Below are 19,339 nucleotides of genomic sequence, written 5' to 3' on the forward strand. Positions count from 1 at the left end.
CCGTTGGCTGATGCGGGCAAGGGCAAGGAGGGTGTCGGTTCCGCGTCGGGTGGGGGTGCGTCCGTTGTCGATTCGGTTCCTGTTTATTCGGGTGAGAGTCGTGCTGCTTTGCATCAGGAGTTGGCGGCGCGTGGTCGTGGTCCGTTGGCTGATGCGGGCAAGGCCAAGGGTGGGGATTCTGGTGGGGGGTTGGTGGATCAGGGGCCTCACCGCCTAGACGGGGGGCCCGTGGGCGATCCGAACCCGCCGGTTGCGCAGGGTGCAGGACCTACGGTGGGTGAGCATCGTGGTCCGCTGGGCGCCCCGCAGCCCTCGGGTGCGGCTGGCCATGGTGGTTCGCATTCTGGTAATGCAGGTGGCGCCGTGTCGGCTCCTGGTGGCGTGGGCAAGGGCACTGCCCGTAATCCGATGACGATTCATGACATTGGGCATGACACTGCGGGTCAGGGCCATGGACTGGGTGCTGCCTCAGAAGCCGGACCGACGCCCGGATCTCACACAAGCAGTGGTGACAGCGGTTCTGGCGGTTCCCAAGGTTCCAGTTCGTCCCACACGAGTGGTGCTGGCGGTTTGGGTGGTGGGCGCACTCCCATTCCGATCCGCCCGGCTAAACGCTACGGCGGCAACGTGGTGACGTTCGGTGACCTCAAGGGTTCCGGCTCTCATGGAAACAGCGGTGAGGCGGGTTCCGGCGGTGGATTGACCGAGGTCAAGAGTGCCAATGGGTCGGTCACCGTGGTGGAGGAGCCGTCAGCTCAGGTCGCGGCGAAGCCACACGATGCCGGGGGCCCTAATACCAGCCCGCACGACGTGGGTACGGATGCTCCAGTGGCTGGGCCTGGCGAGCCGGGTTCTGGTGGTGGTTTGACGGAGGTGCACGGTGGCGGGGGCGCCACGGTGGTGGGGGAGCCGTCGGGTCAGGTTGGGGTTGCGTCGCACGGTGTTGTGGGCGAGGGCTCTGTGGGCACGTCGGATGCGGCTGGTGTCGCGTCGTCCGTGCATGACCCGGTGTCTTCTGCTTCCGATGCTTCCGAGCCTGTGGTCGGTGGTGCGGCGTCGGGTGATCGGGGCCCGGTGTTGGTGCTGCGTGGGCATGGCGGTCCTGGTGGGAACTCGACGGCGGTGGGGGAGCCGTCGGGCCAGGCACATGGCCAGGGTTCTGGTGATGGCGTTGTGGTTCCGAGTGGGGAGCATGCGGGTGGGGACGCCCCGGTGGTTGGCCACACCGGTGTTGAGGCGAAGTCTGGTGGGTTGACCACGGCCCACGGTGGTGGGGGCGCCGTGGTGGTGGGGACGGGCGGGGATGTGTCTACAGCCAGTGGTGCTGCTGGTCAGGATTCGGCCGCGGAAACGGTCCAAGCCCTCCATGCGTCGAGTAATGCCGCGTCGCAACCTGCCTCTGCGTCCTCCGGGAACCAGGTGCCGCAGACAGCGTCCGCCGAGCCGGTACCAGGTTCCATCACTGCGCAGCCGGCCGCTTCGGGTGCCGTAACCGCCGGCGGAACTGGGTCGTCGCGCGTGGAGCAGGGCGGAGCTCAGTCGGTGGTGTCCGACACGGGCGCGAAGCCTGAGACTCAAGGAGCCCCGCCAACTGGGACTCACAGCGACTGGACCCAGCACCTGATGGTCGAGGTCAGGAGGGAATTGCGCAACCTGGGTTGGCAGGGTGCACCGGTCAGCTTGGACCATGTACTGCGCATCTATAACACGATGCCGGCGCGCTCCCCGCACACTCGAGGCGTGGCGGAGGTTATTGCCCAGACCGTGGCTTCCGGTTCGCCGGCCCGGCTGCTGGGGGGCGCCCCCGGCACTCGTCCGATGCAGCCGTCGCAGGCGGGAGCTGTCGCGGACGCGTTCTCCAATGTGGCTGCTGTCAGGGATTTCGTCGATTCGCCGATGGATTTTCTGCAGGGGAACGTGTTGTTGCTCCGCACGGATGAGGGGATGAGGATACGGAATCCCGGTCTCGGTATCGATCCGGGCAGGTTCCTGGGCTGGTTGAATGGTAAGGACCGGCACTGGTTCACCTTGACGAGGGATCCGGTGCGGTCGACGCCGGGGCGGGATGTCTATCTTCTGACTCCTGCTATTGAGAAGTATGTCGAGGTATTCGGCAGCGATGACAGTGAGCTTCAGGCCATTGTCGGCGGTCGGATGATTCCCGCTGTGGGCGACGCGGCAAACTATATTGCCGCCCATTATGTTCCTTACCTTCAAGCAGCGACGAGGGATCCTGACGTCAATGTCGGGCATGCTGTCATTTCGAAGTACAGGAGTGATGGTTTCAGTTCGGACTTCGTTTTCACTGGTGCGATGAACGGTTGTGCGTTTGTCGTGACGGACGCGGAGGGTAGCGATACCTTCACGGCCTGGCACTACCAGTCGCCGACCAGCAATGGGCCCGAGGCGGAGGTATTCCGTCAGGAGCGTAATCCGTCGGACTGGTTCGGGGATACGGAATACCAGAGCCTTGGCCTGGATGGTGTCATTCCGGAGACGACGAATATCCTGTGGCGGGATGAAGGCGAATGGGAGATCCTCAGTCAGGAGAATCATGGGGATGCGTTTGTGTCGACCAGGGTTTCTCTCAACGCGTTCCGCCACCGGCCTCTGCGGATGTCTCCCGGTCAGGAGTGGCGTTACGTTGCGAAGATCTATGAGGGTTTGGCGGTTGATGCACGTGTCAAGATATCGAGGGGTGAGCGGAAGAATGCTGCCCTTCTTGGGAGGACGCAGGATCCAGGCGTACTGAACCTCGTACTGGCGTTCCAGATGGTGAAGGGCCTGGCTGCGAGCGATGTGGCGAAGCTTGCTTCGGTGAATTCGGCGGATGCTCTGCGTTCTGTGGCCCAGGAGATCCGGGACGATCACGTGAGCGCGGAGGAGTTCCTCCGGGGCCTCCTTGCAGCACAGGATGCCGCCGAAGCGAAGGCGAAGAAGGAGAGCCAGCAGAAGTCGTCGTGGAGTCCCTTCGGGAGCCAGGCTCCGCAGGATCTTGGTCCACAGCGCGATCGTGTGCGGAACATCGTCAAGGACTCCCAGAAGGTTGACTGGCTGGCTCGGCTTGAGGCTGAGTTGGCGGGGTCGACCGAGCGCTGGGGGAAGGCGCCCTCGCTCTTGGACAAGGGTAAGGGCAAGCAGAAGGCGGTGGCCGCGGTAATCAAATCCGGCGTCGAGGTGGTGGACGCGGGTGCCGTGCCGGCGGAGGGCGAGCGGCCTGTGGCGGGCGAGGCGCCGGAGCGTGGGCTGTACCAGGCGTTGGGCGGCCCGCAGCTCGCAGATCCGCAGGCTGACATGGATCTTCTGTCTTCCGATTGGCCGGCTGGCCTTACCGAGTGGTCCGGTGAGGTGCCGGCTGTCGGCGGCGTGGCGTGGCAGGGCGTTGTTGAAACCTGGGCCGCGGGGTCTGTGGATTCCGCGCCGCTGCGTGGGCAGTTGGTTCCCGAGCTGGTGGAGCCTGTGGCGGAGGCGCTGAGGCCGGAGCAGTGGCGGCACCGGATCGAAGGGGTGGAGCCGGCGAGGCTGGTCACCGAGCTGTTCGATCCGGCCGCGGACGCGATGGCGGCGGACCGGATGCCCGGACTGCTGGAGGGCCGGGCGACGTTGGTCAGGACCGGCGTTGTCCGGGTGGAGGCTGAGAACGGTACCTGGGTGCGCAGCTTGTCCGTGCACCTTCCGGTTCGGTTCGGGGAGGGATTGGCTCCTGAGCGGCTCGCCGGGCTCACGGCGCGGATCGAGGGGTTGCTAGCGGACCACGTCAATCTGGGTTTCGAGCTGCCCGTCTCAGGGGATGAGTTGCATCTCGATGTGCGGCTGTCCGAGATGTCGGATCACCCAGAGGCTGTGGAGCTGACGGCGTCACAGGAACCGGGTCGTTCCGACCAGCTGCATTTCCGTCTGCACCTGGAGAATGCCTCCGCAGCGGAGCTGGAGCGGGATGACGCCATGATCCTGCACGAGTTGCTGCACTACATCGGAGTGAAGGACCGGAGCTTCGAGGCATGGTCGCTGTTCCGCGGGCGCCCGGAACAGGCCGACCGGTCGGGCGTGATGGCCGACGCCGGGACTCTCCCGGGCCGTGGCATGCCGATCGGGTATCTGAAACAGATCGAGGCCGCGACCAGTTCCGGACCGGTGCTCCCCGAGCTCCCGCTGTCGCTGACCCGGCCCTATCCCCCGTTGTCCGCCGTCGCGCACGACGAAGAATCAGGCATCGGTAGTGACGGACCGGTTCACCCGGTCTCGCAGGCAGCCCTCAGCGTGGCCGTGCCGACGGAGAGGGCGGTCACGCTGGCAGGGACGCTGGCGCAGCATGGCCGGAAGCCGGTCATGGTCCGTCTCGATGTTGCCTCCACCACGGCACAGGAATTGCTCAACGTCGTGCTGGACAAACTCGCGGTGTCCGAGGCAGACCGTCAGGGGCTTGCGGTTGCCGGCCCCGACAGAGATGTCAGGCCGGGCAGTCACAAATTCCTGCTCTCCTGGCAGGACGGTGGGGAGAAGCCGGTCAAGAAGACCGCGAGCATCACGGTCAAGGTCGAGACCACTGTGGCCGAGGCGGCCGAGGTCAAGCCCGCCGCTTTTGCGGACCCCGCCCACAACGTGGCCAAGCTCGCGGTCGGGCAGTCGTTCGCCCAGCTGATGAGCAGTATGGGAAGGCAGGTCTTCCTCACTGGCGGTGCGTCGGTGAACGTGCTGTTCGGCAGCCCGCGCGGGATCGAGGACCTGGACTTCCGGCTGCTCGGCGGCGACGCTCCGAGTCGGCACCTGAAGGCGATCAACGACAAGCTCGCCGCCGAGTTCCAGCCGGGGGAGTTCTCCGCCTTCAAACAGGACAAGCACGATCAGGCTGCGATCACCGGGAGCATCCGGGGGACGGACATCACCGTGGGTCCGGTCCGTACCGTCGCGTACACCGGGATCGAGACCCGTCTCGGGGTACCGGCTCCCACACCGGTGGACGCGATCGTCGACAAGGCCTACTCGCTGACGGTGCGCGCTCAGGTCAAGCAGCGGCGGGACCTGTTCGACCTGCTGTGGGCGCTCAAGGAACATCCCGAGGGCGACATGGTGCTCGTTCACCATCTGGAAGCGCTGCGGGGTGAGGCGTTCGCCAAGCAGAGAGAGGCCAACGCCAAAGCGCAGGCCGGCGCTTCGAACTCCGCCGCCCGGGCGACCGGTGCGAAGACCCTGACCGCGAACTTCAAGCGGGTACTGACCGACCTGGTGGGCAAGCGGAACGCTCGCAGCAAGGTGATCGCGGAATGGAGCCGCTACGGCGCCTCCGAGTCGGACGTCGCCCACCTGACGCGGACCTTGGAGCACCTCGCGGACACGCTGCGCATAGCGTACGAGGGCATGGGGACGCAGCGAAGCGTCATCGTCACCCTGGACAACTTCACCGGTGACATGTTCGGGGTGGCGGCGGCACTGCTGCTCAACCCCAAGCTGCATGTCGCTGTGATCAGGGACGGTACCCGGCCCGACCAGGTCAGCCCGTTTATCAGGAAGACCTTGCAGGACGCCGCGAAGGCATCCCATGCCTCTCCCGAGGAGAGCAGCGCGCAGGGCGGGCGGGTGCATGTGATCACGCACGAGGTGGCCAACGCGCTCTATTCGCAAGCGACCGCCCATCAGATCGGTGACCGCGTCGTACTCCCGTATGACAGCGCCGTCCCGCCGATTCCGCAGGATCTGCGGGATCCGCTGTTCCACAGCCCGGTCGGAGACGCGACCGGGCAGGTGAGTGCGAACTGGGGGAGGGGCGACGCCGGGCGCAACAAGGTCCGTAAGGCGTGGGGTGCGGACGGCCTGGCTGGACGCCCAGAGGCGCAGGCGGAGATCGCCGGCTTCCTGGCGAGCAAGGGCATAGCGGCGGAGGGGGGCGACCATGTCGTCATCTGGTCGCGGTTCAGCGGTAAGAGGGGCGGCCCTCATCCGCAGCACGACACCAGCATCACCGGCGTCAGGCAACTCGTGGAGGCGCTGCCTCCCACCACCTCCGTCATCATCGTTGGTGACAAGCCGCTGAGCGGGCCCGACCGCTACCGGCAGATCGCCGCTGAGCACGTCAATGTCTATGACTTGACGGAGTTCTGGAACGACGAGCAATGGCAGCGACTGTTCCCGGGGAAGGACCGGACCGACCAGTTCAAGCTCTTCGAACACCTGCACAACGTCTCGGGTTGCAGGCTCCAGCATCTGGGCTTCCGCAGCGGCAACCTTGAGGCATACGCCCTGTTGGGGCATCGGGTCCGCTATCTGGAGGAGGCGGGCAACCTCCAGGCGGGACGTATGGAGAGCTGGGCCAGGTCGGTCGGCTATGAACGGATCATCGTCAGCGAGGTCCCGACTCTCACCGGACGCTGGACCGTCAAAGCGACCCGGGAGACGGGCCAGGAGCCGAAGACCGTCCCATGGCGCCCGGCGCCCGGGGGCAAGGAGGCGCAAAGGAAGGCTGACGTACTCGGCGACGCCGGACTGACCAGCCAGGACCGCGGCTTCGCAGCTGAGGATCTGGCCACCATCGTCGAGCGACTCTTCCCCGGATACCGTGCCACTGCCGACGCCCAAGGCCCGCCACGTCCCGATGAGGCCGGTGAGCCGGCGACCGGGCGCGCCATGTCTCTCGCTAAGGCCGGGACCGCGAGCAATGACGGGGCGGGACCGACCGGTGCTGCGGGCGAAGAGGAAGGCGCCCCTGCCGCGCCCGTCGACTCGCCGACAGCCTCGGCAGCTTCGGCAGCGGTTTCGGTACCTGATGCCAGGGACGAAGAGCGGGCGGAGGTTTCCAGCGAGGACAAGGGCGGGACCGCGGCCGTTCCAGCGGCCGGGCCGGTTGTTTCGCTGACCGATGTCGCGGTGGCCGAGCCTGAGGCGGAGTGGCCAGGGTCTGCTTCTGGTGAGCGCATGGCAGGACCGCCGCGAGCCTTCCTGGATCGCCCTGGGACACGGGTTGGCGCGCGGACCGGCGAGGGCACGGGCGCCGTCAGCGCCGCGGCTGCGGCCACCGTCGGTCCTGATGCCTTGACGCCCGGAGCACGGGCGGTGGCTTCATCCTCCGGGGCCACTCAGCAGACGCCGTCCGCCGCGCCTGGCGTCCAGCGGGCAGTGGCCTTCCTGGACGCTCCTCGGCCACGAGCGGTTGCTGAGCCCGTGGCTGTCGATGACGCCGGCAGCGAGGCCAATGGTGTGGAACCCGTGCGGCCCCACACACCCACGCACGACTCCGGTGCGGAAGCCTGATCCGGCACAGCCGGAGCCACAGGCAGCCCCGCTGGCAGTGGGCGCCGGAGCCGTCCTGGGGCGAGTCGCTGCCGTCGGTGTTCATCGCGGTCGGTGCGAATGGTCGCCGGATGCCGGGTTGGTGTCGGCAACGGGTGAAAAGTGATCCAGAACCTGAAAACTGACCCCTCCACGATGCATCACCTTGCATCTCAAGGACGGGCAGGTCGTGGACGTCTCCGGAACGGAGGGCGGCCGATATCTCGGCCGCAGGAGGAGCCTGCAGCAGCTCTCCCGCCAGCCCGTGATCATATGTACGACGAGCGGTCCGCTGGCCAAGGAGGTCGCCAACGCGACGGGCCTCAGGGTGTACGCACCGTCCGGACTGACTTCCCCGCTGCTGGACGTGACCAAGGGGCATGACGGTCGGGACGGCACCTGGGACAGGTACGATCCCGATCCACAGTCCGGGATCGGGGCGGCGGTGACCGACCTCCTGTAGGCCGAGGGCCTGCCGGTTTCCGTCGGCGATCCAGGGCGGCGACCGGTGGCGGCCACGGCTCCCTTCGGTGTAACTGTGCGCGGGTACGCGGCAGCGGAGACGGCTCCCTTCCAGGACCCCTTCAACGACGACCAGTCGCGTTGGGGGGAGATCGACCGGCTGACTCACCGAACTGCACGGCCTGTGGGATCAGGATCCTTGCCGTCGCGGACCTGCTCGGTGAAGTGCCGGAGGGCCACCGCCTCCTCTGAACCCGACCGGACCGGTGAGTGGTGATGGAGATCGGGCCGCTGGTGGAGGCGATCGCTGCGGCGGGCCGGTGAGCCCAGCCGGCCGCCGCGGACTGACCGTACTCCGGCCCTCCCGTGACCTCGGGAGGGCCAGCGCCACGCAGCCGCGTACCGCTGATGGACAGCCCCCTGATTCGCCCGCGGATTCGCCCGCGCGTGGGCGACGATCAATAGCGGTTGTCCTCAGGCTCGGCATTGAACGCATCGATGATCGGGCCCACCGCGCTTTGATGAAGGGCCCTGAGGGAGGCGTGTGCGTCCTGGACCGCGGACACGATCATACGGGCGAGTTCATCGGTGTTGTCGGGATCCGCGATGACGGATGATATCTCCAGGTTGAGCAGCTTCCCCCGGCCGTTGACCGTCGCCTTCACCAGACCGCCGCCGGCGACACCCTGGGTGTTCGATTCGGCGAGCTCGCGCTGCGCCGTGGTGAGTCGTTGCTTGATCTGCTGCGCCTGCCGCAGTAGATCCTGGATGTCGAGATCACGTCCGGAGGCCACTGTTGCGTTTCCGATCTGCTGGAGGGAAGTTGCGGCGGACCAGTTCGTCCCGCCCACCAGATGTGCCGGTGGCCGGTGGCCGGTGGCCTGGGACCGGTGGCCCGGGTCCGGACAGTTGTCTGGCTGCGTCACGACGGGGAAGTCCATCTGCCCTCATCGATTTGACCACAGCCCCCCTGTCGCCGTGCGCCCGCCTCAGCTTGTTCTTTAACCTCCGCTGGCTCGATGTGCCTCGAGTGTGAGTTCGCGTTTCACGGTCTTGCCGACGTCGTGGTGGGGTGCTGGTCTGATGTTCTTCGATCCTGTAGGGTTCCAAAACTGCGCACCGGCGTTGACCTGCGGCTACGCCGAACGTGATGACCTTGGTCAGGCCGCGTTGCGGTACTCGTGGATCAGGCCGTTGAGGACGCCGCGGCGCTCGATCCGCTGTGCGGGCAGGGGGATGACGTCGGGGTCGTCGGCGGGAGCACGCAACTGCAGAGCCCGATGGGGCCTGGCGGTGTTGTAGTGCTCGGCGTACTCGGCCAGTACCTTGCGCAGGTGCTGCTCGTTGTAGATGAGCAGACGGTCGGTGCATTCCGTTCGTGCGGTGCGGACGAACCTCTCGGCGTAGGCGTTCATCCGGGGCGCCTGCGGTGCGCTCTTGAGGATCGTGATGTCCTGCGCGGTGAAGACCGTGTCGAAGGTTTGGGTGTATTTGTCATCCCGGTCGCGCGGCAGGTAGTGGAAGGCGCAGGCGCGCTCGCCGAGGTCGGCCAGGAGATTCCTCGCGAGCTGTGCGACCCAGATCGCACTGGGATGGGGAGTGACTCCGAGGATGTGCACGCGCCGGGTGCCAACCTCCAGTACGAAGAACACATACAGCCTCTTCGAAGTGACGGTGTCGAGGTGGAAGAAGTCCGCGGCCGGCAGCCCTGACGCCTGGGCGCGTAGGAACTGGCGCCAGGTCGGGGCGCCGCCGCGGCGCGGTGCGGGATCGAGGCCGGCCCGGCGCAGGATCCTGGGGGCACCTCCCGGCCGAAGGCTGGGGGCGGATGGTGGAGGCGCCGACCCGGTGGCCGAGGCGGCGCAGCTCGCTCTGGATTCTTGTGTAGCCCCAGGTGGGGTTGTTGTCGGCCAGGCGCAGGATGAGCGCGGCCAGGTGCTCGGGGATCGGTGGGCGGCCGGTGCGCGGGGGTCTTTGTTTCCACTTCCAGCGCAGCAGGCGACGGTGCCAGGCCAGCAGGGTGGCGGGGGTGACCAGGCGGTGGCGGCGCAGTCGGGCCGGCAGGTGTCGGGCCAGGGCGGCGAGCACCGCACGCTCCGGCCACGTCAGGCGCGGCCGCGTGCCGAGCTGCCGGCGCAGCACCGCGACCTCATGGCGCAGCGCGAGCAGCTCGGCCTCCTTGACCGCCTCCGAACACGACAGCAGCAGAAGCAGCCCGAGGAGTCGGTGGAAGACCAGGTAGAGCATGCGCAACGCCATGCGATCCGAGCTTGCCATGATCAACCGGAGACGCAAAATACCTGATCAGAGCCCGTGCGGACTTCTGGCACCCTACAGGCCCGTCGTCGCCCTCGCTCCCGGTGAGAAGCCCCGCACCAAACCTGTCTCCATCGCTCTGATCGGCGAGGCCAAGGTCACCGGCCGTCAGCGCGGCGTGGCCGACCTGGAACGCCTGGGCGCACGGTCCTGGCGGACGAGGGGCATCACACGGCCCGCGCACACCTGGCCGTCTTCTCCGAACACGGCTTTACCCGCGACCTCAACACCACCACCGCGAGCCGGCCCGATGTCCATCTCGTCGATCTCGCCCAGCTCTACGGCCGGCATTGAAGTGGCGAAGGGTGCGGCTCTCTTTGAGGGACGTGGAGATGCGGGGGTTGCGGGTGCCGATTAATACGTCAGGGAGGACGGGATCGCGACGGGCCTGGCTTTTCATCTGGACGTCTGCCCGGCGCGCGCACTAGCCTCCGGATGCTCCCCCCGCGCCCCCTTTGCATGACTACCGTCATGCCAACATGACTCACTCGAGGAGTGACGCATGGCACACAGATGGGCACGACCCCTGACCCTGGTGGCCGCTGCCGGACTGCTCAGCCTCCCGGTCGCAGGACTTGCGCAAGCCACGTCCGAGAGCGACGTTCAGGCCAACTCACCCCAGGTCGCGGCCGATCCGAAGAGTGACAGCACCACTGTCTTCCCCGCGAACAAGCAGAACGAGCCGACAATCGCCGTCAACCCGGTGAACGCCGGGTACCTGATCTCCGGCTCCAACGACGAACAGCAGCAGCCGCCTTGCGGTCCGGGCCCGGTCCGCGGTCCTGACGTGCCGGCGAGCGACTGCTCGTTCTTCCCCGGCGTCGGCACTTCAGGCGTGTACACCTCCAGCGACGGCGGCAGAACCTGGACCAACCGCGGGCTGCTCGACGACCAGCTCGGCTGGAAGTCGTCCGACTGGATCTCCGACGGCGACCCCGTCATCTCCTACGGACCCAAGCCCGACGGCAAGGGCGGCTTCACCTACGCCCACGGCGCCCGCGCGTACTACGCCACCCTGGCCTCGTACAAGCCGGGCCACAGCCTTTACCCGCCGAACAAGTACCCCGAGGCCCAGGCCGTCAGCTACTCCGACGACAATGGGCTGACCTGGAGCGCCCCGGCGATCTCCACCGTCAAGGACAACCCCAACGACTTCAACGACAAGGAATGGGTGACAGTCGACGCGACTCCCGGCAGCGCGTTCTTCGGCCGGGTCTACGTCACCTGGACCGAGTTCCGCAGCGCCGGCGGCCCGCCTGAGCCCGTCATGGTGACCGTCTCCGGCGACGGCGGCGCGACCTTCTCCTCGCCCCGGCAGCTCTCCCCTGCTGCCGACAACACCGTCCACGGCCGGCAGGGTTCCCAGCCCACCGTCGGCCCCGACGGCACGGTGTACGTGGTGTGGGAGGAGACCGGCAAGCAGGTCGTCGCCACGTCCCGCGACGGCGGCGCCTCCTGGTCTCGCCCGGTCACCGCTGGCGCCGTGGCCGACATCCAGGACCCGATCCCGGGCGCTAACTTCCGTACGGACAGCTTCGCTTCCATTGCCGCCGACCCGCGCACCGGCTCCACCACGGTGTGGCTCGCCTGGGTCAACCGCACCGTGGACGGCGGGCGCGTGGTCGTCACGCACTCCTCGGACCACGGCAGCACTTGGGCGCCGCTGACGACCGTCTCCACGGCGGCCGAGGGGTATGCCTTCTTCCAGGGCCTCGACGTCGCGCCCAACGGCCGGGTGGACGTGGGCTACCAGGGCCAGACGGCGAAGGACCCGAGCACGTACGGCACGGGCAACGCCGCTATCAACGCCTGGTACGCCAGCTCGGCGGACGGCAGTTCATGGACCACGCCGATCCGTACGTCCAGCGCATCCAGCGACCCGGCGGCCAGCGCGCAGAACAACCTGGCGCGCCAGTTCTGGGGCGACTACAGCACGCTGGTGTCGACGAACGACCGCGCGTGGTTCATCGACACCGACTCCCGGGGCGGGGTCGGCTGCCCGGCGGTCGACGCCTACCAGCACGCGGTGGCAGGCACCGCGCTCGCCCAGGAGGATGACAAGGATGTCTCAGGCGTCGCCGCGCCGGCCCCCGGCGACCCGGTGAAGCCAGCCCCGCCGGTGGACTGCGCGAAGCAGTTCGGGAACACGGACGTGTATGTGAACGTCATCACGCCGTGAGATAAGCGTGCGGGACGGGCGCGCGGTTCGTGGCGCCCGCCCCGCAGAGGCGGTGGTCACCGCGCCTGGGCCCGGCGGGGCGCCGGGACTTCTCCACGCCGGGCAGCGCCTCGATCACGCCGCTGAGGTGGGCGTGCATGGCGCGGCCTCGGCGGGCCTCGTGACGGCGGCGGTTGACGCCACGTCAGCGGACGGGTGCCGCGCAAAGCGGCGGATCGGCGCCCCGGGTCGACCCCGTTGCCGTGCCCGGTGCGGTCCGGCAGGGTCAGACCCGCCCGGGGACAGCATGAACACCATCACTGTCATTCCATGCGGCGTACGGGCTGGCCGGTGATGCGGGCAATGGCCTCCATCGGCGCTCGTCCCGACGATTGCTGGATCCGTGCTGGATCGCATCCCGCGGCGCGGCGTTCTTGCAGGTCGTAGCCCTTACGTCGACGTTTCGCTTCAATGTTTAGTGCCCGCCATAGCATTGGCGCGGCGATTTAGCGAATGTGCAGGTCAGATGGGGTCGGCCCGGTTGCGGGCCGGCCCCGTTGCGGTGCCCGTTGCTGGATCCGTGCTGGATCTGCTGACGTTTCGTCACCTGTCGTCATCCCTGGTTATCCGTACCCTCGCTGGATCGGTGCTGGATCGGGATGACGGTCCGTCAGTTTGGGTGGAGGTCCGGTCGGGGGTCCGGTGGGGCGGGGTGGGTGGGGGTTTCGGGGCGCTGACGGCCCGTGGGCGGGCGCTGGGGGTGAGGAATGGTGGTGGTGTGTCAATCCCCGGGACGGTGGCTTCGGGGGGCCGTAGCCGGGCGTGTGGGCGAGCGGTTGCTGCGGGCGGTGTGTCGGCCCGAGCGGCTGGGCGTGGCCGTGGGCCTGCGGCCATGGCGGGGGAGCGGCGGGCTCACGCTGCGCGGGATCGAATCCTTGACGGGGGCGTACGCCTTGCCGTAGTCGGGGAGGCTTGGCCGCAGGTTCGAGTCCCCGGCAGGACCGCACAAGAGGGCTGGTCGTGCGACACCCCCTGTGACCTGCGGAAACAAGCAAACCGTCCATCTACCGAAGACACGAGCCAGATAATCATGCCGCGAGCGGTCCCGTGCCGCGCAGGTTCAAATCCCCGGGGAGGTTCCGACAGCATCCACGAATTCCCGTAAACGCCCTGAGCTGGTGCTTTCCGCGGCCGTTGAGGTTCCGCGGCGGCGTCGACGGGGTGGTGAGTCCGGGTGACTGACCGGATACGCGTCAGTGGGCTGGTGTCGCGTGCGGGCTGCACCTTCGACCCGCTCTTTACGGCACGCTCCGAGGCTGTTGGCCTCGCGGTGCCAGAGGCGGTCGCTTTGATGCACTCCACTGGCCTGAGGGGCGGGCCACGGTGAGTGCGGCAGAGAAAGCGTTGAAGGATCACTCTGGCGTAGCGGGCGGTTCAATCGATCTTGAGAAGCCAACCCGAAGATCATCCTACCGACAGGCCCCAAACAACCTGACAATGCCCCTTGAACAGCTCGGTGCGCGGGTCGTGGCCGATCGCCACGAACAGCCCGGTCACTGGTAGCGCGGAGGTCTCGCCGCTCTTGGCCCCGCGCAGCGTGAGGCCGGAGAGCTTGCCGCCCTCGCCATGGATCTCGGCGATTTCGCTGTCCCAGGCGAAGGAGATCTTCGGGTCGGCGATGGCGCGCTCCTGCATCGCCTTGGAGGCGCGCAGGGTGTCGCGGCGGTGGACGATCGTGACGGACTTGGCGAAGCGGGAGAGGAAGGTCGCCTCTTCCATCGCGGTGTCGCCCCCGCCGATGACGGCGATGTCGTGCTCGCGGAAGAAGAAGCCGTCACAGGTGGCGCAGTACGACACGCCCCGGCCGGACAGCTCGTCCTCGCCCGGGTGGTTGAGCTTGCGGTGTTGGGAGCCAGTCGTGACGATGACGGCCTTCGCATGGTGGACCGTGCCGGCGGAGTCGGTGACGGTCTTGATGTCACCCTCAAGATCCACTGCGGTCACGTCGTCCGGGACCAGCTCGGCGCCGAACCTCTCGGCCTGGGCGCGCATGTTGTCCATCAGGTCCGGGCCCATGATGCCCTCGCGGAAACCGGGGAGCTCTCTACCTCAGTGGTCTGCATCAGGGCACCACCGGCGGTGACTGAGCCCTCAAAGACCAGCGGGTTCAGCGAGGCACGAGCGGTGTAGAGCGCGGCGGTGTAACCGGCCGGGCCCGAGCCGATGACGATGACATTCCGGATCTCGCCGCTCATGACACGGGCTCCGGGGCGATCTCTGCGATCAGACCCTCGATCCGGGACTTGATCTCGTCACGGATAGGCCGAACCGCCTCCACGCCCTGGCCCGCCGGGTCCTCCAGCTTCCAGTCCAGGTACCTCTTCCCGGGGAAGACCGGGCAGGCATCCCCGCAGCCCATGGTGATGCACACGTCGGACGCCTGGACGGCCTCGATGGTCAGCACCTTCGGCGTCTCGGCCGACATGTCGATGCCGACCTCCTTCATGGCCTCGACCGCCGCCGGGTTGACCGAGCCGGCCGGGGCGGAGCCGGCCGAGCGGACCTCGACGCGGTCGCCTGCCAGGTGGGTCAGCCACGCGGCGGCCATCTGGGAGCGGCCGGCGTTGTGGACACAGACGAACAGCACGGACGGCTTGTCGGACATCGGGGTCTCGCTTGTTCTCGCGACGGTAAGGTCAGCCCGGACTGGCATCAGCTCCAGGTGATGTGACAGTATCAGCCCATGATGACGTCAGTCGACACTGACCTGGTCCGGGTGCTCGCCGACCCGCTCAGGCTCCAGATCGTGACCCTGCTCGCCAACGAAACGCTATGCACCAGCCACCTGGTCGAGGAGACCGGCGCCCGGCAGACCAACCTCTCCAACCACCTGAGAGTGCTGCGTGAGGCCGGGGTCGTCGAGACGGAGCCCTGCGGCCGGTACACGTACTACAAGCTGCGCCCCGACGTCATCGAGGCGGTGGCGGACTCCTTCGCCCAGCTCGCCGCCACGGCCCGTACGACCGTTGCCGCCGAGAAGAAGAGGCCCTGCGCGTGACCAGCACCGCACCCGCCGCCACCGCCACGACAGACGACACCAACATCGTCGGCAAGCTCTCCACCTTGGACCGCTTCCTGGCCGTGTGGATCCTCGCCGCCATGGCGCTGGGGATCGGCCTCGGGCGCCTGATCCCCGGTCTCAACGACGCCCTGAGCAAGGTCGAGATCGGCGGCATCTCGCTGCCCATCGCCGTCGGCCTGCTGATCATGATGTACCCCGTGCTCGCCAAGGTCCGCTACGACAAACTCGACGCGGTCACCGGCGACAAGAGACTCATGGTCTCCTCGCTGCTCATCAACTGGCTGGTCGGCCCGGCCGTGATGTTCGCCCTCGCCTGGACCTTCCTGCCCGACCTGCCCGCGTACCGCACCGGCCTGATCATCGTCGGACTCGCCCGCTGCATCGCGATGGTCATTATCTGGAACGACCTCGCCTGCGGCGACCGCGAGGCGGCAGCGGTGCTGGTCGCCTTGAACTCGGTCTTCCAGGTGCTGGCCTTCGGCGTACTCGGCTGGTTCTACCTCGACATCCTCCCCGGCTGGCTGAACCTGGGGAACGGTGAACACCTGAACATCTCCGCCTGGAAGATCGCTCTCAACGTCGTGATCTTCCTCGGCGTCCCGCTGCTGGCCGGCTTCCTTACCCGCCGCTTCGGCGAGAAGTCCATGGGCCGCGAGAAGTACGAGACCAAGTTCCTGCCGAGAATCGGACCGTGGGCGCTGTACGGTCTGCTGTTCACCATCGTGATCCTCTTCGCCCTCCAGGGAAAGACGATCACCCACCAGCCCGGCGACGTCGTCCGGATCGCGCTGCCGCTGCTGGCCTATTTCGCTGTCATGTGGTTCGGTACCTTCGCCCTTGGCAAGGCCCTCGGCCTTGCCTACGACCGCACCGCCACGCTCGCCTTCACCGCGGCGGGTAACAACTTCGAGCTCGCCATCGCCGTCGCCATCGCCACCTTCGGCGTCACCTCCGGACAGGCGCTGTCCGGCGTCGTTGGCCCGCTGATCGAGGTGCCGGTCCTGATCGCGCTCGTCTACGTATCGCTGGCCTGGCGCAAGAAGTTCACCACCTCCATCGCCCAGCCGGTGGAAACCACGCAGTGAACTGCCTGGACTGCCACCGCGCGGCAAGCAGACGGCTGCGGTCGGTGTCTGCAAGCAGTGCGAGGCCCGGGTGTGCGCCCAGCACTTCGAGATGGGTGAGCAGTTCCTGACCTGCACCAGGCCCGTGTACCGCTCCGTTTCCGTCGATCCGCCCGTACGACGGCTGCTGTGCGGGCCCTGTGCGTCGGCTCACCGGGCCTACGCCGAGTGCTGCCCGCAGTCAACGAGCACGCTGCAGGTGTCGTGACGGCGATTCACCAGGCGCAGGTGGTGGTAGTCGGCGGCGGCCAGCCAGAACCCGCCGCCGACTGCCACCTCCGCCGTCTGGCAGTGGACTTCGTCATCCCGCCACCGTCCAGTCGCTGGGCAACCTCGCCGCCAGCGGCATCGCCGGCATCCTGTGGACCGCGATCTCACCCACGGCCGCCTTCACCTACCTCACTGCCTGGATGGTCCTCGCCCTGATCGGACTGCTCATCTCCATACGACGCCGCAGCCACTGACACGTTTCCTACCGCCGCGGCGGACATCCCCATAGCGCCCGACAGTTCACAGTTACCTGAATTCATGGAATCGTGTAATGTCGGGATGTGATGACTGTTGCTTCCGACGTCGTGGTGCTGGCCCGCTTCGGCCGCGCGCTCGCCGACCCGATCCGCTGCCGGCTCCTGCTCGCCCTGCGCGAGGCCCCGGCCCACCCCTCCGACCTCGCCGACGCCTTCGGCATCTCCCGCACCCGCCTGTCGAACCACCTGGCGTGCCTGCGGGACTGCGGCCTCGTCGTCGCCGTACCTGTCGGCCGCCGCACCCGCTACGAGCTGGCCGACGAACGCCTCGGCCACGCGCTCGACGACCTGCGCAACGCCGTGGTGGCGGCCGAGGCGGACAAGACCTGCCCCGACGCGAAGACGAAGGGCTGCTGCTGAGATGACCGCGATATCCCTCGGGCCCACCCCGGCCCGCTGCAACGCCCTGGCGAAGCGGATACGGCTGCTGGTCGCCGCGACCATCACCTACAACGTCATCGAGGCGGTCGTCGCCATCACCGCCGGGACGATCGCCTCCTCCACCGCCCTGATCGGCTTCGGCCTCGACTCCGTCATCGAGGTCTCCTCCGCCACCGCGGTCGCATGGCAGTTCTCCGCACGCGCGCACGCCCTACGCGAAGCCCGCGAGAAGACCACCCTGCGGATCATCGCCTTCTCCTTCTTCACGCTCGCCGCGTACGTCAGCATCGACGCCGTCCGCGCGCTGACCGGCACCGGCGAGGCGGACCGCTCCATCCCCGGCATCGTCATCGCCGCGCTGTCCCTGGCGATCATGCCGTTCTTGTCCGCCGCCCAGCGCAGGGCCGGACGGGAGCTCGGCTCCGCTTCGGCGGTCGCCGACTCCAAGCAGACCCTGCTGTGCACCTACCTCTCAGCGGTACTGCTGGGCGGCCTGGTCCTCAACGCCACCCTCGGCTGGTCATGGGCCGACCCCATCGCCGCGCTGATCATCGCCGTCATCGCCGTCAAGGAAGGCCGGGACGCTTGGCAAGGAAAAGGCTGCTGCGCCGCGCCCGTCGCAACGGGGGCCGGAGTCACGGCCGATGAAGGGTGCAGTTGTCAGGCCGGCTGCGACTGCTGCTGACACATGACGTGTCGCCGTCCACTGACACTCTCGTGTCGTCCGACACCTCGTCGGTGGGCACGGAGCCGTCGTACCAGGCGCGGAACAAGGTCCTCGCCGTCCTGTTCGTTTAGCAATCGCCGGGACAGCGTTGACTGCCTTCGGCAATCGATGCATAACCCTTGTGACTAAGGGTGAGTTTTGTCCGGAAGCTTAACCAGGCGCAGTACGGTCGATACGATCTCCGGGCGCGCACGATGGGGCAGGTCAGGAGCGGGGGATGCAATGAGCGGCAGGTCCGATCCCTTCGAGGCGTCCGCAGCGGCACTCGGGTACCTGTACCAGTTGCGCATGGCCTTGCTGGTGTGCGTGGAGCATCTCCAGACAGGTCTGGACTGGACGGTTGCCATCGAGGCCGGAGACGACATCGAAACCGTACGCGATGCGTCCACGGACTGGTGGCAGCTCAAGCACCGCGCGCCCGGGACGCGGATGACCGATGCCAGTAGCGACCTGTGGAAGACGCTGCGGATCTGGGCTACGGCCGTCTCCGACCAGCAGATCGATCTGGAGCGGACGAACCTGTTTCTCCTGACGACCGGTATCGCGCCAGAGGGGACCGTCGGGTCCTACCTGGCGCCAAGTCGGCCAGGCGGTCCAAGGAGCGAAGCCGAGGCGCTGAAGCTGCTGAATACGGCCCGCGCCAACTCTGCAGCGAAGAGCCCGACCACCCTGGCCAACTTCGCAGCGTGGGACGCTCTGGAGACGGATCAGCGGTTGAACCTGCTCAAACGCATCCAGGTACTCGATGAGGCCGACAACATCACGAAGGCTGGTGACCAGCTGCAGGGCCGGGCTGCCCTGGTTGTCGGTCACGCCCACGCACAAGCCTTCCTTCAGCGCCTGGAGGGCTGGTTCCTTCAGCGCTGCATCGCCCACTTGGCGGGCACGGCATCCGGCCCGGTGACCGGAGTCGAATTCGATGACATCTTTGATCAGCGCCGTAACCAGTTCCGGCCCGACAACCTTCCCATTGACGCCGACGTCGTCGACCTCACCGGCGAGGTGACCGAGCACACGGGGAAGACCTTTGTACGCCAGCTGACGCTCGCCGGGATCGGCAACGCCCGCATCCGGATGGCCGTGAGGGACTACGTCCGGGCGTATGAACAGCGTTCCCGGTGGTCCAATGAAAACCTTCTGCGCCCCGGCGAACTCGGCGGCTACGAGCGGCGCCTAGTGTCTCGTGATCCTGTTTGTGTCACTTCGCGTTGTTGTCGACGAGTTTCTTGATGTTGGTCTGGACGAGTCGGACCTTGGCGAGGATCTCGTCGGCGGTCGCGGTCCAGGTGAAGGGTTTGG

Annotated in this window: 14 protein-coding genes and 1 pseudogene; 10 read left to right on the plus strand and 5 right to left on the minus strand. The window is 67.3% G+C overall.

Features of this window, described 5'->3' with window-relative positions; translation table 11 throughout:
• The first annotated feature begins 1,623 nt into the window (after window positions 1–1,623).
• Both FCI23_RS58620 and FCI23_RS39225 read left to right on the plus strand, forming a co-directional pair.
• A complete protein-coding gene (locus tag FCI23_RS58620; RefSeq protein ID WP_211265657.1) occupies window positions 1,624–7,245 on the plus strand; it encodes a nucleotidyl transferase AbiEii/AbiGii toxin family protein in 5,622 nt (1,873 codons plus the stop codon).
• Window positions 7,246–7,429: 184 nt separating this feature from the next.
• On the plus strand, window positions 7,430–7,726 hold the full coding sequence (locus FCI23_RS39225) for a hypothetical protein (RefSeq protein ID WP_136728930.1): 297 nt from the start codon (window positions 7,430–7,432) through the stop codon (window positions 7,724–7,726).
• A gap of 457 nt (window positions 7,727–8,183) precedes the next feature.
• Here the strand turns inward: FCI23_RS39225 and FCI23_RS60780 are convergent, their stop codons facing one another.
• Window positions 8,184–8,666 (minus strand): YbaB/EbfC family nucleoid-associated protein, encoded by a 483-nt coding sequence (locus FCI23_RS60780; protein ID WP_246144502.1) that lies wholly within the window; start codon window positions 8,664–8,666, stop codon window positions 8,184–8,186.
• Between the two features lie 219 nt (window positions 8,667–8,885).
• Entirely contained in the window at window positions 8,886–9,377 is a 492-nt protein-coding gene (locus FCI23_RS63280) for an integrase core domain-containing protein (RefSeq protein WP_322973957.1), read from the minus strand.
• Window positions 9,378–9,765: 388 nt separating this feature from the next.
• On the opposite strand from FCI23_RS63280, the gene FCI23_RS60785 reads away from it, so the two are divergent.
• Together FCI23_RS60785 and FCI23_RS39240 are read left to right on the plus strand one after the other, a co-directional pair.
• Window positions 9,766–10,029, plus strand: coding sequence for a hypothetical protein (locus tag FCI23_RS60785; RefSeq protein ID WP_246144506.1), 264 nt, complete (start codon window positions 9,766–9,768; stop codon window positions 10,027–10,029).
• 514 nt (window positions 10,030–10,543) lie between these two features.
• Window positions 10,544–12,220 carry a sialidase family protein gene (locus tag FCI23_RS39240; protein WP_136728931.1) on the plus strand — a complete coding sequence of 559 codons (1,677 nt, stop codon included), beginning with the start codon at window positions 10,544–10,546 and terminating at the stop codon, window positions 12,218–12,220.
• Here the strand turns inward: FCI23_RS39240 and FCI23_RS57100 are convergent.
• From FCI23_RS57100 to FCI23_RS39250, 3 genes and pseudogenes are all read right to left on the minus strand, one after another.
• On the minus strand, window positions 12,210–12,359 hold the full coding sequence (locus FCI23_RS57100; RefSeq protein WP_169317138.1) for a hypothetical protein: 150 nt from the start codon (window positions 12,357–12,359) through the stop codon (window positions 12,210–12,212). The two genes, FCI23_RS39240 and FCI23_RS57100, sit on opposite strands and share 11 nt — an antisense overlap.
• 1,328 nt (window positions 12,360–13,687) lie before the next feature.
• Window positions 13,688–14,454 (minus strand): annotated as a pseudogene (locus FCI23_RS39245) (NAD(P)/FAD-dependent oxidoreductase); the annotation flags it as partial.
• Complete coding sequence (locus FCI23_RS39250) at window positions 14,451–14,864, minus strand: arsenate reductase ArsC (RefSeq protein ID WP_136728932.1); 414 nt, start codon at window positions 14,862–14,864, stop codon at window positions 14,451–14,453. The gene FCI23_RS39250 and the pseudogene FCI23_RS39245, both read right to left, overlap by 4 nt.
• Window positions 14,865–14,942: 78 nt before the next feature.
• On the opposite strand from FCI23_RS39250, the gene FCI23_RS39255 reads away from it, so the two are divergent.
• The 6 genes from FCI23_RS39255 to FCI23_RS39285 all read left to right on the plus strand — a co-directional run bounded on the left by FCI23_RS39255 (window position 14,943) and on the right by FCI23_RS39285 (window position 19,270).
• A complete protein-coding gene (locus FCI23_RS39255; RefSeq protein ID WP_136728933.1) occupies window positions 14,943–15,257 on the plus strand; it encodes an ArsR/SmtB family transcription factor in 315 nt (104 codons plus the stop codon).
• Window positions 15,248–16,366, plus strand: coding sequence for an ACR3 family arsenite efflux transporter (gene arsB / locus FCI23_RS39260; RefSeq protein ID WP_407646098.1), 1,119 nt, complete (start codon window positions 15,248–15,250; stop codon window positions 16,364–16,366). Before FCI23_RS39255 ends, arsB begins: the two co-directional genes overlap by 10 nt.
• Window positions 16,367–16,436: 70 nt before the next feature.
• Window positions 16,437–16,613: a hypothetical protein gene (locus FCI23_RS39265; RefSeq protein WP_246144503.1), complete on the plus strand. Its 177-nt coding sequence runs from the start codon at window positions 16,437–16,439 to the stop codon at window positions 16,611–16,613.
• A gap of 343 nt (window positions 16,614–16,956) precedes the next feature.
• Window positions 16,957–17,292: an ArsR/SmtB family transcription factor gene (locus FCI23_RS39275; protein ID WP_136728935.1), complete on the plus strand. Its 336-nt coding sequence runs from the start codon at window positions 16,957–16,959 to the stop codon at window positions 17,290–17,292.
• A 1-nt stretch (window position 17,293) separates the two neighbouring features.
• Complete coding sequence (locus tag FCI23_RS39280) at window positions 17,294–17,998, plus strand: cation transporter (RefSeq protein ID WP_136728936.1); 705 nt, start codon at window positions 17,294–17,296, stop codon at window positions 17,996–17,998.
• A 330-nt stretch (window positions 17,999–18,328) separates the two neighbouring features.
• On the plus strand, window positions 18,329–19,270 hold the full coding sequence (locus FCI23_RS39285; protein WP_136728937.1) for an ABC-three component system protein: 942 nt from the start codon (window positions 18,329–18,331) through the stop codon (window positions 19,268–19,270).
• Window positions 19,271–19,339: the final 69 nt, after the last annotated feature.

It is taken from the genome of Actinacidiphila oryziradicis (assembly GCF_005047355.1).
Classification (GTDB): domain Bacteria; phylum Actinomycetota; class Actinomycetes; order Streptomycetales; family Streptomycetaceae; genus Actinacidiphila; species Actinacidiphila oryziradicis.

Coding starts and splice junctions, on each gene's coding strand:
- FCI23_RS58620 (WP_211265657.1), top strand. CDS start 1,624: ATGGTCGAGGTCAGGAGGGAATTGCGCAACCTGGGTTGGCAGGGTGCA.
- FCI23_RS60780 (WP_246144502.1), bottom strand. CDS start 8,666: ATGGACTTCCCCGTCGTGACGCAGCCAGACAACTGTCCGGACCCGGGC.
- FCI23_RS39240 (WP_136728931.1), top strand. CDS start 10,544: ATGGCACACAGATGGGCACGACCCCTGACCCTGGTGGCCGCTGCCGGA.
- FCI23_RS57100 (WP_169317138.1), bottom strand. CDS start 12,359: ATGCACGCCCACCTCAGCGGCGTGATCGAGGCGCTGCCCGGCGTGGAG.
- FCI23_RS39250 (WP_136728932.1), bottom strand. CDS start 14,864: ATGTCCGACAAGCCGTCCGTGCTGTTCGTCTGTGTCCACAACGCCGGC.
- FCI23_RS39255 (WP_136728933.1), top strand. CDS start 14,943: ATGATGACGTCAGTCGACACTGACCTGGTCCGGGTGCTCGCCGACCCG.
- FCI23_RS39280 (WP_136728936.1), top strand. CDS start 17,294: ATGACCGCGATATCCCTCGGGCCCACCCCGGCCCGCTGCAACGCCCTG.
- FCI23_RS39285 (WP_136728937.1), top strand. CDS start 18,329: ATGGCCTTGCTGGTGTGCGTGGAGCATCTCCAGACAGGTCTGGACTGG.